Below are 12,449 nucleotides of genomic sequence, written 5' to 3'. Positions count from 1 at the left end.
CGCGTCCGCGACCAGATCACCGGGCGAGGGAAGTGGGTCCTATGCCGAGCCAGCCGACAACCAGCCGCACCCGTCTACCCGAACGGGCCCGCGATCTCGCTGGAACCGCCGCCCGGTACGCCGCCGACGGGGACACCGACCGTGAGCTGGCACCGGCGGTGGCCGAGGGCATCATTCACGCCGGTTTCGCACGGCACTTCGTGCCGGCCCGGTTCGGCGGCAGCGAGGGCGGCGCCCTGGATCTGCTGGACGGGGTCGCGGCGCTGGCCGAGGGCTGTACCTCGGCCGCCTGGTGCGCCTCGGTCACGGCGGGAGCCGCCCGGATGGGCGCCTTCCTCCCCGAGCAGGGCCAGCGGGATCTGTGGGAGCAGGGCCCTGACACCGTGGTCGTGGGCGCGCTCATCCCGAGAGGTGCGGTCACCGAGGTCGCGGGCGGCTGGCGGGTGACCGGGGAGTGGGAGTTCACGAGCGCGGTCGGCTTCTCCGACTGGGCGCTGGTGTGCGCGCTGGTGCCGCAGGGCGACCGGCACGTGCCCTGGTTCTTCGCGCTGCGGCGCCAGGACTACCAGGTGGTCGACACCTGGTCGGCGGTCGGCATGCGGGCCACCGGCAGCCACACCCTGACCGTCGACAACGTGTTCGTACCGCGACACCGCGGCTTCCCCCGTGACGACATGCTGGCCGGCCGGGCCGTAGGCTCCACCGCCCGCTGCCACACCGCGCCGCTGCGGCTGATCAGCGGGCTGCTCTTCGCCGCTCCCGCCCTGGGGGCGGCCCGGGGCGCCCTGCGGGTCTGGTCCGAGCACCTGGCGATGGACGCCGACGAGGACAATCCCGGCCCCCGGCTCACCATCGCCCGCGCGGCCGCCACCGTGGACGCGGCCGGCCTGCTGCTGGAGCGGGCGGCCCGGGTCGCCGACGCTCCCCGGGCGACCCCCCTCGAACTGGTACGCAACCCCGCCGACTGCGCACACGCCGTGGATCAGCTGGTCGACGTCGTCGAGCGGCTGTTCCGCACGATCGGCAGCACCGGCCAGCTCGCCGCCCACCCCCTCCAGCGGATCTGGCGGGATGTGCACTGCCTGGCCGGCCATGTCGCCCTGCGCTTCGACATCGCGGGCGGGGCGTACGGCGCACGGCTGCTGGAGCCCGCGGTCGACTGACCCGGCGGCCGCCACCGGACCTTGTGACCACAGGCGACACGACTGACGAAAGGCGGTTCCCATGAGCCACCCCACCACCACGGACCCGGTGTCGGCGGAGACCTTCGCCTCCGCCGACCTGTATGCGCGGATCCAGCAGTTCTACTCCCGCCAGATGGGACTGCTCGACGACGGCAGGCCCGGGGACTGGGCCGACACCTTCACCCCCGACGCGGTCTTCGCGGAAGCCAGCCGACTGAACGAGCCGCTGATCGGCCGGGAGGCCATCAGGGCCTCGGCCACCCAGCGCAAGGAGCGGCTGATCGCCGACGGGATCGACTTCCGGCACTGGCTCGGCATGCTCGACGTCCGCCCGCAGGACGACGGTTCCGTGCACACCCGCGCCTACGCCCTGGCCATGCGCACCCGGCGCGGCGGCCCGCTGGAGATCTTCGCCAGTGTCGTCTGCCACGACCACCTCGTGCGTGTGGCGGACACCTGGCAGGTGCGGCGGCGTGAACTCACCCATGACGGCTCGGACCGGGACTGAGGTGCCCCGCTGATGAAGTTCGGAATCGTCTTCTTCCCCACCGTCGGTCCCCGCGACAAGTCCGGCGCCCAGTACTTCGACGAGGCGCTGCGCCTGGTGGACCTCGCCGAGGAACTCGGCCTCCACCACGTGAAGATGGTCGAGCACTACTTCTTCCCGTACGGCGGCTACAGCCCCGACCCGGTGACGTTCCTGGCCGCTGCCGCGGGCCGTACCCGTCGGGTGCGGCTGGGCACCAGCGCCACCATCCCCGCCTTCCAGCACCCCGTGAAGCTGGCGGGCAAGCTGGCCATGCTCGACGCCATCTCGGGCGGCCGGGTCGACGCCGCGTTCGGACGGGCGTTCCTGCCGGACGAGTTCAAGGCGTTCGGCATTCCCATCGACGAGTCCAAGGACCGATTCACCGAGGGCGTCGAGGCGGTGAAGCGGCTGTGGGCCGAGGAGGACGTGGTCTTCGAGGGCCGCTTCCACCGCTTCGGCCCGGTCACCCTGCTGCCCCGCCCGGTGCAGGACCCGCACCCGCCGGTGTTCGTCACCACCGCCCGCAGCGCCGAGTCCTGCGCCGAGGCGGGCCGCGCCGGGCACAACCTCCAGACCGTGCCCAACGTGATGTCCACCGAGGAGCTCCAGAGCCGGCTCGCCGTCTACCGCGAGGAGTGGGCCGCCTCCGGCCGCGCACCGGGCACCGAGCGGATCCACTTCAGCTACCCGTGCGTGGTGTCCGAGGACGGCGACACGGCCCGGGCGAAGGGCCGGTACGACGACGACCGCAACACCGCCGCGATCCGCGCCGCCGTCGCCTCCTGGGAGACCACGCGCAGCTCCGCCTACCCCGGCTACGAGAAGCTCGTCGAGGCCACGAAAACCTCGCACTTCGACGGGAAGCTGGCGCAGAACAAGCTCCTCATCGGCGCCCCCGACCAGGTCCGCGCCCAACTGGAGCAGATCGCCGAGTGGTTCGGCGACGACATCACCATCAGTCTCGGCGTCCACTCCGGCCATCTGTCCTTCGAGGACGCCGCCACCACCATGCGGTTGATGGCCGATCAGGTCATCCCGAAGCTCTCCGCCGCCCGATGACCTCCGGCCCGTCGAACCCGAAGCGAGGCACTCACCCATGACCACCCCAGCACCGCCGCGGACGGTCACCGTGATCGGCGCCGGCACCATCGGCCTCGGCTGGATCGCGCTGTTCCTCGGCCACGGGCTGCGCGTGAAGGTCAACAGCCGCAGGCCCGACGCGCCGCGCATCGTCCAGGACGCCCTCGACCTGTTCGCCCCGTTCCTCCCCGAGGGCACCGCGGACCCCGCCACGTTCGGGGAGCGCCTGGAGTTCGAGCCCGACGTGGAGCGGGCCGTCGCGGACGCCGACGTCATCGTGGAGAACGCGCCGGAGAACCTGGAACTCAAGCAGGAACTCTTCGCCCGGATCGGCAAGGCGGCCCGGCCCGACGCGCTGATCCTGTCGTCCACCTCCACCCTGAACCCGGACGACATGGGCGCCCTGATGGCCGACTCCGCCCGGCTCGTCGTCGGGCACCCCTTCAACCCGCCGCACGTCGTGCCCCTCGTGGAGGTCGTCGCCGGTGAGCGCACCTCCCCGGAGGCCGTGCGGGAGGCCGTCGCGTTCTTCGAGTCGGTGAGCCGGGTCCCGGTGGTGCTGCGCAAGCCGGTCCTGGCGTTCGCGGCGAACCGGCTGCAGTCCGCGCTGCTGCGCGAGTCGATCCACCTCGTGAAGGAGGGCGTGGTCTCCCTGGAGGAGCTGGACCGGGTCGTCACGCACTCCATCGGGCTGCGCTGGGCCACCGTGGGCCCCTTCCTCGCCTTCCACCTGGGCGGCGGCACGGGCGGCCTGCGCAAGTGGCTGGGCACGCTCGGCTCCGGTCTGGAGAAGGGCTGGGAACTGCTCGGCCGCCCCACCCTGGACGAGGCGACGATCCAGTCCCTCATCGAGCAGGCCGAGGAGGTGTACGGCGGTTCGTCGTACGAGGAGCTGGTGCGCGAGCGCGACACCCGGCAGACCGCCGTCCTCAAGGCGCTGGCGGAGGTCGGCGACCGCCAGAGCTGAACGACGGCCCGCGCGGCCCGAGTCGGGCCCGCGCCCCGACCGGCGGGTGCCTCCACGGCACCCGCCGGTCCTGTTTCCCCCGGAAACCCCCCAGGTCACCGCCGCGCCCCGACTTCGAGCCCCCTTCTACCGCCGTACCGAATGCTGGCGGCACAGCAGCCGACCGGGAGGGCCCCACCGTGTTCCCCACTGTGTTCCGCTTCCGACAGACGTCGGAGTTCCTCGACTGGTTCGCCGAAAGGAACCGCACTCACCGGCACCGCGTGACCCCCGTGCCGCTCGACGCCCTGGACGGCTGGGCGGCCGACCCGGAGACCGGGAACCTGCGGCACCGCACGGGGAAGTTCTTCACCGTCGAGGGCGTCGAGATCACCACCGGCCGCCGGGAGACCCGGTCCTGGACGCAGCCGATCATCGTGCAGCCCGAGGCCGGCATCCTCGGCGTCCTCGTCAAGGACTTCGACGGCGTACGGCACTTCCTGCTCCAGGCAAAGATGGAGCCGGGCAACATCAACGTCCTGCAGATGTCCCCGACCGTGCAGGCCACCCGCTCCAACTTCACCCGCGTCCACCAGGGCGGCGCCGTCCCGTACCTGGAGTACTTCCTGGCGCCGCCCCGGCAGCGGGTCCTGTTCGACGCGCTCCAGTCCGAGCAGGGCTCCTGGTTCCACAGCAAGCGCAACCGCAACATGATCGTGGAGCTGCCGCCCGACGAGGACGTGCCGCCGCGCGAGGGCTTCTGCTGGCTGACCCTGGAGCAGATCGGGGACCTGCTCGCCCTGGACAACGTCGTCAACATGGACACCCGCACCGTCCTGTCGGGCCTGCCGGAGCCCTGGCCCGACGACCTCGGCGGGCCCGGCGCCGAGGACCGCGGCCGGCACTCGATGACCGAGCTGCTCAGCTGGTTCACCGACGTCAAGGCCCCGCAGGACCTGCACCGGCGCCGCATCCCGCTCGCCGAGGTGAAGGGCTGGACCCACACCGGGGACCGCCTCGTCCACGAGGAGGGCCGCTACTTCTCGGTGATCGGCGTGGACGTCGAGGCGGACGGCCGCGAGGTGGCCCGCTGGTCGCAGCCGATGCTGGCCCCCGCCGGACGCGGTGTGATCGCCTTCCTCACCCGGCGGATCGACGGCCGGCCCCATGTGCTGGTGAACGCCCGCACGGAGGCCGGCTCCCGCGACATCGCCGAAATGGCGCCGACCGTGCAGTGCTGCCCGGCCAACCACGAGGGCCGCCCGGAGGAGCAGCGGCCCCGCTTCCTGGACACGGTCCTGTCGGCGCCCCCGTCGCGGATCCTCTTCGACGTGGTGCACTCGGAGGAGGGCGGCCGTTTCCACCACGCCGAGAACCGCTACCTCGTCGTCGAGGCCGACGACACCGTGCCGCTCGACGCGGGCGAGGACCACATCTGGATGACGCCCGGACAGCTCGGCAGTCTGCTGAGGTACTCGAACCACGTCAACGTCGAGGCCCGCAACCTGCTCACGTGCCTGCGCTTCCTGCGGCGGCCGGCCCGATGACCGGGGGCACCGTACGGCTCGGGCTGCTGGGCGCCGCCGACATCGCCGTCCGGCGGATCCTGCCCGCCGTGTCCCGCGCGCCCGGAATCACCCTGACCGCCGTGGCGAGCCGTGATCCCGCACGCGCGAAGGCCCTGGCCGCCGCCTACAGGGCCGACGCCCTTCCCGACTACCGGGCGTTGCTCGCCGACCCTCGCGTGGACGCGGTGTACATACCCCTGCCGGCGGCGCTGCACGCCGACTGGATACGCGCCGCTCTGGAGGCCGGCAAGCACGTCCTCGCCGAGAAGCCGCTGACCACCGATCCCCGGACGACGGAGGAACTGGTCGCCCTGGCCCGGAAGTCGGAGCTGGTGCTGAGGGAGAACTACCTGTTCGTCCACCACCCGCAGCACCGGGCCGTGCTCGACCTGGTCGAGCGGGGCGCCGTCGGCGAGGTCCGCGCGGTCTCGGCCGCCTTCGCCATCCCCCCGCGGCCCCCGGCCGACATCCGCTACCGCGCCGACCTCGGCGGGGGCGCCCTCCTCGACGTCGGCGTCTACCCGCTGCGCGCCGCCCAACTGCTGCTCGGCCCGGCGCTGCGGGTGGCGGGGGCGGTGCTGCGCACCGATCCCGCGCGGGGCGTGGACGTGGCGGGCGCCGCCCTGCTGCGCCGGGACGAGGACGGCGCCACCGCCCAGCTCACCTTCGGCATGGAGCACCGGTACACGTCCCGCTACGAGGTGCTGGGCAGCACGGGCAGGCTCCGCCTCGACCACGCCTTCACCCCGCCGCCCGACCACCGCCCCGTCCTGCTGCTGGAGGGCCCGGACGGCGTCCGGCGGCAGGAGCTGGAGCCGTACGACCAGTGCCTCGGCGCCGTCGAAGCGTTCGCCCGGGCGGTCAGGAACGGCGACCACGACGACGATCCGAACGGCGACGGGGCCGGCGACGGGGCCGGCACGTCCGGCGCGATCAGTGCACGACAGGCGGAGCTCACCGCCGACATCCATCGACAGGCTCAGTACGCCGTGGGAGGCGATGCACGATGACCGACACCTTGGAGACCGGTTCCCCCGACGCCAAGCAGGCGCGGGCGACGGCCAAGGCCCGCATCCTGGAACAGGTCCGTGACTACCACGCCCACGGCGACCAGCACGGCTGCGGGGCAGGGGAGTTCGTGCCCGGCGAGACCGAGGTGTGGCCCTCCGGCGCCGTCTTCGACGCCGAGGACCGGGCGGCGCTGGTCGAGGCCGCGCTGGAGATGCGGATCGCCTCGGGGGTCAGCTCCCGCCGCTTCGAGCGGGAGTTCGCCCGGTACTTCAAGCTGCGCAAGGCCCACCTCGCCAACTCCGGTTCCTCCGCGAACCTGCTGGCGCTGTCCGCGTTCACCTCGCACCTGCTGGAGGACCGGCGGCTGCGGCCCGGCGACGAGGTGATCACCGTGGCGGCGGGCTTCCCGACCACCGTGAACCCGATCATCCAGAACGGCCTCGTGCCCGTCTTCGTCGACGTCGACATCCCCACGTACAACACCACGCCGGAGCGGGTGGCCGCGGCCATCGGCCCGCGCACCAGGGCCATCATGATCGCCCATGCCCTGGGCAACCCGTTCGCCGTCGAGGAGATCGCCGCGCTCGCCGAGGAACACGACCTGTTCCTGATCGAGGACAACTGCGACGCGGTCGGCTCGACCTACCGCGGAAGGCTGACCGGCACCTTCGGCGACATCGCCACGACCAGCTTCTACCCGGCGCACCACATCGCGATGGGCGAGGGCGGCTGCGTGCTGACCAGCAACCTGTCGCTGGCCCGGATCGTGGAGTCACTGCGCGACTGGGGCCGGGACTGCTGGTGCGAGCCGGGGGAGAACAACCGCTGCTTCAAGCGGTTCGACTACCAGATGGGCACGCTGCCGCACGGCTACGACCACAAGTACATCTTCTCCCACGTCGGTTACAACCTGAAGGCCACCGACCTCCAGGCCGCGCTGGGCCTGAGCCAGCTGCGCCGGCTGGACGCCTTCGGCGACGCCCGGCGCGCCAACTGGCGCCGCCTGCGGGAGGGACTGGACGGCGTGCCCGGCCTGATCCTGCCCGAGCCGACCCCCGACAGCGACCCCAGCTGGTTCGGCTTCGCCCTCACGGTGCGCCCCGAGGCCCGCTTCACCCGCAAGGAACTGGTGGACTTCCTGGAGGCCCGCAGGATCGGCACCCGGCGCTTCTTCGCCGGGAACCTCACCCGCCACCCGGCCTACCAGGACCGCCCGCACCGTGTGGTGGGCTCCCTGGTGAACAGCGACCTCGTCGCCGAGCACACCTTCTGGGTGGGTGTCTATCCGGGCCTGGACGAGCAGCGCGTCGAATGGATCGCCGAGAGTGTCCGGGACTTCGTGGCGAAGAACTCCTGACCCGTTCGGCTCGCGCCACCCGACACGCGATCGCCCCCGCCGGCCCTGGGCCGGCGGGGGCGATCGCGTGAAGTGCTCAGGTGAAGACGGGCAGCCGCGTGGGCCCCTGCGCGGTGTTCCCGGAACCGGTGTGCGGGGTCCCCCGCGTCCCGCCGTCCGGTCGGGAACCGAGCAGCTCCAGCTGGAGCCGCTGGAGGTCCGCGGAGGGCTCCAGGCCCAGCTCGTCCGCGAGGATGCGGCGCAGGTTCTGGTACGCCTGGAGGGCCTCCGCACGCCGTCCGGAGGAGCCGAGCGCCATGATGAGCCGGCTGTGGAACCACTCGTTGAGCGGATAGTCGTTGACGAGCTTGCGCAACTGCGGAATGGACTCGCGGTGCCGGTTCAGCCCGCCCTCGGCCTCGATCCGGATCTCCAGCGCCCGGATGCGCAGCTCCTCCAGGTGCACGATGTGCCCGGTGAGCAGGTCACCCGCGGGGATGTTGGACAGCGCGGGCCCCCGCCACAGCTCCAGGGCCCCGTCGATCTTCCGCACGGCCGACTCGTACCGGTGTGCGCCGAGGTCGGTGTGCGCCTCGGCGACCAGCCGCTCGAAGATCCGTATGTCGACCTCGTCGTCCTCGACCTGGACGGCGTAGCCGGGGGCACGGGTGACCAGGAGGGGCCGTTCGGCGGGGACGAGGTTCTCGGCCACGAACATGCGCCGGGCGTGGTAGACGTACGTCTGCAGCGTCGTGACGGCGCTCCGGGGCGGGCTCTCGCCCCACAGCTCGTGTATGAGGGAATCGGATGTGACGATCTCGTTCGCCCGGGTCAGCAGCAACGCCAGTGTCTGGCACACCTTCGGCGTGCTCGGCAGGTAGGACCTGCCGTCCTGCGCGACGATCTCGAACGGGCCGATGAGGTTGAACCGCACCACGCTTGCTCCTCTTTGAAGAATGCCGGTTGCCGCGTTCTGTGAGGTGATGACCAAAACGGTAGGCGTGGTGCGACGAACCCCCCTATGCCAACAGGGCGAGAGTGTCACTCTCGCCCTGTTCCCCTGTTCCCCTGTTCCCCTGGTGCCGAGGAGGCCTGACGGGCCGTCACGCGGCCGAGCGCCAGCCCGGCAGGGGGCGTGCGGTCCAGGCGGGGGCCGGGCGGCGCTCCGGGCCGCCGTCCCAGGACGCGGCGCGCAGCGGTGTCCCGGTGCCGTCCTCGGCCTGAGCGGTCCGCATCCGGGCCGCCAGCACGACGGCCAGCGCGGCCAGTTCCTCCGGTGTGGGATTGCCGCGGGTGATCCGCCAGGACGCGCCGCTGAGCACCGCACGCGTCTCCGCCTCCGGCCCGGTGGGCGTGCCGTCGGCGCTCACTGGGGCTGGTTCCCGTGCTTGCGGCTGGGCAGTGGTGCGTGCTTGGAGCGCAGCACGGACAAGGTGCGGATCAGTACGGACCGGGTGTCGGCCGGGTCGATGACGTCGTCGACCAGGCCCCGCTCGGCCGCGTAGTACGGGTGCATCAGTTCCTCCTTGTACTCCTTGACCAGGCGGGCGCGCATGGCCTCGGGGTCGTCCGCCTGCGCGATCTGCCGGCGGAAGACGACGCCCGCGGCGCCCTCCGCGCCCATCACGGCGATCTCGTTGATCGGCCACGCCAGCGACACGTCCGTACCGATGGACCGCGAGTCCATGACGATGTAGGCGCCGCCGTAGGCCTTGCGCAGGATGACCTGGACCCTGGGCACGGTGGCGTTGCAGTAGGCGTACAGCAGTTTGGCGCCGTGCCGGATGACTCCGCCGTGCTCCTGGTCCACGCCCGGCAGGAACCCCGGGACGTCCACCAGGGTCACCAGCGGAATGTTGAAGGCGTCGCACATCTGCACGAAGCGGGCGGCCTTCTCGCTGGCCTCGATGTCCAGTACCCCGGCCATCCGCTGCGGCTGGTTGGCGACGACGCCCACCACCTCGCCGCCCATGCGGGTCAGCGCGCAGATCACGTTCGGCGCCCACCGCTCGTGGACCTCGAAGACCTCGCCGTGGTCCGCGATCTCCTCGATCACCTTCGCCATGTCGTAGGCCTGGTTCGGGTCGGCCGGCACCAGGTCCACCAGCGCTTCCACACGCCGGTCCGCGGGGTCGCAGGTGCGGCCGCCGGGCGGCGTCTCCCGGTTGTTCGACGGCAGGAACGACAGCAGGTGCCGTACGTCCCTCAGACAGCACTCCTCGTTGTCGTACACGAACCCCGCCACCCCGGACCGCTCGGCGTGCACATCGGCGCCGCCCAGCTCGTCATGGGTGATCTGCTCGCCGGTGACCGCCTGCACCACGTCCGGACCCGTGATGAACATCTGCGCGGTTCCGCGCACCATGAACACGAAGTCCGTCAGCGCGGGGGAGTAGGCGGCGCCGCCCGCGCAGGGCCCCATGATCACGCTGATCTGCGGGATCACCCCGGAGTTGCGCACATTGCGGCGGAAGATTCCGCCGTACCCGGCGAGCGCCGTCACGCCTTCCTGGATACGGGCGCCCGCGCCGTCGCACAGCCCCACGACGGGCGCGCCGGCGGACTCCGCCAGATCCATCAGCTTGTGGATCTTCTGGGCGTGCGCCTCGCCGAGCGCGCCGCCGAAGATCCGGAAGTCGTGGGCGTAGGCGAAGACGGGGCGGCCGTCCACCGTGCCCCAGCCGGTGACCACACCGTCGGTGTGCGGGCGGCGGTCCTCCAGCCCGAAGCCCGTGGCGCGGTGCCGGCGCAGCCCCTCGATCTCGACGAACGAGCCCTCGTCGAAAAGGATGTCCAGCCGCTCCCGTACGGTCAGCTTGCCCTTCGCCTTCTGCGCCTGGGTGGCCTTCTCGCCCGGCCCCGCGACCACCGCCGCGCGCAGCGAGGTCAGCTCCTCCACCCGTGCCCGGGTGGTGCCGGCGGTCACCGGCGCTTCCTCGGTCTCCTGGATGACACTCACTTCTGCCCCTTTCGGTCTCTCACGCGTGGCATTCGGGGAGTCGGCCGTGGAACTCGACCATTTCCGAGAACAGCAGCCCGATGTCGAGCGGGTGGCCCGGCGGCGCACCGCCGGCCTCCGCGAACGCCCGGTGCAGATTCGGCACCAGCCGCTCGCTGTCGAGGAGTTCGGCGTACGGGCCGAGGTCGGCCGCACGCGCGGTCTGCAGCGGACTCAGGCCCGCCGCGAGGCCCTGTGCGGCCAGTTCCTGCACCCAGCGCAGGTACTGGTCGGCGGTGTCCAGCAACTCCGGCCCGCCGACGGGGCCGTGGCCCGGCACGACGACGCGCGGGCCGAGCGCCCGCAGCCTGTCGACGACCTCGATCGTGCCCGCCACCGATCCGGTGAGGCAGAACGGCGTGGCCCCGTTCATCACCAGATCGCCGGCGAACAGCACCCGCTGCTCCGGCAGCCACACGACGGTGTCGTTCGTGGTGTGCGCCACGCCCGGATGCGTCAACTCGGCCCTGACATCGCCCAGATGCAGCGTCACGGGCTCACGGAACGTCAGGGTCGGCAGTTCCACGGCCAGATCGCCCCAGCACACCTCGGGCCACAGGCCGGTCAGATGCAGCTGGGCCAGGTCCATCTCGGCGCGGGTCGCCTCGTGGGCGATCACCACCGCGTCGTCGGCGAAGAACCGGTTGCCGAACGTGTGGTCCCCGTGCGGATGGGTGTTGACCACATAGCGCGGCGCACGCGGTGTGACGGCCGCGACCGCCTCCTTCAGCGCCAGCGCGCGCGCCTCGGTCGCCGCCGTGTCGATCAGCGCGGGCCGTCCGCCGGCCGTGATCAGCCCCGCGTTGTTCAGGCACCAGCCTCCGTCCGGCTGGACGTACGCGTACACCCCGTCGTCGACCTCGACCATGCGGGCGTCCGCCGGGGAGTGCCGGCTCACGTGGTCCTCCCCGCGGTGCCGTCGCCGTCCCCCTCGGCGCCGGTGCCGGCCGTGGCCAGCGCGTCCTTGCGGGAGCAGCTCACCACCGCCCGCATCAGGCCGCTGTCCACCATCCCGGACGCGTCCACCGTCCCGGCGGCGGCGTGGGGCGCCGGTCCCACGGCCGCGCTCAGGGTGCACCGGCCGTCCAGTGTGTGGGTCTCGAAGTGCCAGCCGCCGTCGTCGGCCGGCAGCCCGTCGGTGCCCAGCAGCCGCGGCGCGGCCGTCTCCGTCGACGGGGTGGTGAACCCGAACGAACGGAACGACAGGCGCATCCCGAGGCCCAGCGCCTTCGTGTAGGCCTCCTTGAGCGTCCACAGCCGGATCACCGCGGCGTTGCGGCCCTCCTCCGGCAGCCATCCCAGGGCCGCCCGCTCATGCGCCGTGCACACGTCCTCCTCCAGCCCCGTGCCGTACGCCGCCCTGCCCTGCGGCTCGACGTCCACGCCGATCGGGCCCAGCCGGCTCAGGCCCACCGCCACCACGTCGCCCGTGTGGCTGAGGCTCACGTCCAGCCGGCCGCACCCGCGCAGATACGGGCGGCCGTTCGGGCGCCGGGCCAGCTCCAGATCGGCCGGCTCCGCGCCCAGCACCGCGGCCGCCCCGTGCTTCAGCACCAGGCGCGACACGGCGAACCGGGTGCGGGCCTCCTCGCCGTTCAACGCCAGATAGCGGCCGTACTCGTGACCGAGGAGCCCGCGCAGCGCGGGACCGCGCGCCGCGGGCGCCCACTCGCTCGCCAGGCCGTACGCCAGCCCGTACCCGCCGTCGCGGAGGGCGCCGCGCAGCGCCTCCCACGGACCGTCGGGGGAGGCGACGCGCAGCGGTGGCGGCCCTGCCAGACCACGGCGTACGGACAT

The 12,449-nt window shown here is 72.3% G+C and carries 12 protein-coding genes; 7 read left to right on the top strand and 5 right to left on the bottom strand.

Features of this window, described 5'->3' with window-relative positions; translation table 11 throughout:
* Positions 1–41: 41 nt before the first annotated feature.
* The 7 genes from ACZ43N_RS28005 (at position 42) to rfbH (ending at position 7,675) form a co-directional block, all read left to right on the top strand.
* Complete coding sequence (locus tag ACZ43N_RS28005; RefSeq protein ID WP_468101354.1) at positions 42–1,163, top strand: acyl-CoA dehydrogenase family protein; 1,122 nt, start codon at positions 42–44, stop codon at positions 1,161–1,163.
* Positions 1,164–1,224: 61 nt separating this feature from the next.
* Positions 1,225–1,692 (top strand): nuclear transport factor 2 family protein, encoded by a 468-nt coding sequence (locus ACZ43N_RS28000; protein ID WP_468101352.1) that lies wholly within the window; start codon positions 1,225–1,227, stop codon positions 1,690–1,692.
* Positions 1,693–1,704: 12 nt separating this feature from the next.
* Positions 1,705–2,772: an LLM class flavin-dependent oxidoreductase gene (locus tag ACZ43N_RS27995; RefSeq protein ID WP_468101351.1), complete on the top strand. Its 1,068-nt coding sequence runs from the start codon at positions 1,705–1,707 to the stop codon at positions 2,770–2,772.
* 37 nt (positions 2,773–2,809) lie between these two features.
* A complete protein-coding gene (locus ACZ43N_RS27990) occupies positions 2,810–3,760 on the top strand; it encodes a 3-hydroxyacyl-CoA dehydrogenase NAD-binding domain-containing protein (RefSeq protein ID WP_468101349.1) in 951 nt (316 codons plus the stop codon).
* Positions 3,761–3,939: 179 nt separating this feature from the next.
* Positions 3,940–5,286: an NDP-hexose 2,3-dehydratase family protein gene (locus tag ACZ43N_RS27985; protein WP_468101347.1), complete on the top strand. Its 1,347-nt coding sequence runs from the start codon at positions 3,940–3,942 to the stop codon at positions 5,284–5,286.
* Positions 5,253–6,317 carry a Gfo/Idh/MocA family protein gene (locus tag ACZ43N_RS27980; protein WP_468101345.1) on the top strand — a complete coding sequence of 355 codons (1,065 nt, stop codon included), beginning with the start codon at positions 5,253–5,255 and terminating at the stop codon, positions 6,315–6,317. The genes ACZ43N_RS27985 and ACZ43N_RS27980 overlap by 34 nt, the downstream gene beginning before the upstream one ends.
* Positions 6,314–7,675 (top strand): lipopolysaccharide biosynthesis protein RfbH, encoded by a 1,362-nt coding sequence (gene rfbH, locus ACZ43N_RS27975; protein WP_468101343.1) that lies wholly within the window; start codon positions 6,314–6,316, stop codon positions 7,673–7,675. Before ACZ43N_RS27980 ends, rfbH begins: the two co-directional genes overlap by 4 nt.
* Positions 7,676–7,751: 76 nt before the next feature.
* Here the strand turns inward: rfbH and ACZ43N_RS27970 are convergent, their stop codons facing one another.
* From ACZ43N_RS27970 to ACZ43N_RS27950, 5 genes are all read right to left on the bottom strand, one after another.
* Entirely contained in the window at positions 7,752–8,591 is an 840-nt protein-coding gene (locus tag ACZ43N_RS27970) for an AfsR/SARP family transcriptional regulator (RefSeq protein WP_468101341.1), read from the bottom strand.
* A gap of 166 nt (positions 8,592–8,757) precedes the next feature.
* Positions 8,758–9,024 (bottom strand): acyl-CoA carboxylase epsilon subunit, encoded by a 267-nt coding sequence (locus ACZ43N_RS27965; RefSeq protein WP_468101339.1) that lies wholly within the window; start codon positions 9,022–9,024, stop codon positions 8,758–8,760.
* Positions 9,021–10,613, bottom strand: a complete 1,593-nt coding sequence (locus ACZ43N_RS27960; RefSeq protein ID WP_468101337.1) for an acyl-CoA carboxylase subunit beta — start codon at positions 10,611–10,613, stop codon at positions 9,021–9,023. Before ACZ43N_RS27960 ends, ACZ43N_RS27965 begins: the two co-directional genes overlap by 4 nt.
* 19 nt (positions 10,614–10,632) lie before the next feature.
* Positions 10,633–11,550 carry an MBL fold metallo-hydrolase gene (locus ACZ43N_RS27955; RefSeq protein ID WP_468101336.1) on the bottom strand — a complete coding sequence of 306 codons (918 nt, stop codon included), beginning with the start codon at positions 11,548–11,550 and terminating at the stop codon, positions 10,633–10,635.
* On the bottom strand, positions 11,547–12,449 hold the full coding sequence (locus ACZ43N_RS27950; protein ID WP_468101334.1) for a 4'-phosphopantetheinyl transferase family protein: 903 nt from the start codon (positions 12,447–12,449) through the stop codon (positions 11,547–11,549). The genes ACZ43N_RS27955 and ACZ43N_RS27950 overlap by 4 nt, the downstream gene beginning before the upstream one ends.

It is taken from the genome of Streptomyces sp. NPDC030814 (assembly GCF_055572155.1).
This window is presented reverse-complemented; position numbering and strand designations above follow the sequence as displayed.

Excerpts from the sequence above, each read along its gene's own strand:
- ACZ43N_RS28005 (WP_468101354.1), top strand. The coding sequence starts at position 42 with ATGCCGAGCCAGCCGACAACCAGCCGCACCCGTCTACCCGAACGGGCC.
- ACZ43N_RS28000 (WP_468101352.1), top strand. The coding sequence starts at position 1,225 with ATGAGCCACCCCACCACCACGGACCCGGTGTCGGCGGAGACCTTCGCC.
- ACZ43N_RS27950 (WP_468101334.1), bottom strand. The coding sequence starts at position 12,449 with ATGTCCGTACGCCGTGGTCTGGCAGGGCCGCCACCGCTGCGCGTCGCC.
- ACZ43N_RS27990 (WP_468101349.1), top strand. The coding sequence starts at position 2,810 with ATGACCACCCCAGCACCGCCGCGGACGGTCACCGTGATCGGCGCCGGC.
- rfbH (WP_468101343.1), top strand. The coding sequence starts at position 6,314 with ATGACCGACACCTTGGAGACCGGTTCCCCCGACGCCAAGCAGGCGCGG.
- ACZ43N_RS27995 (WP_468101351.1), top strand. The coding sequence starts at position 1,705 with ATGAAGTTCGGAATCGTCTTCTTCCCCACCGTCGGTCCCCGCGACAAG.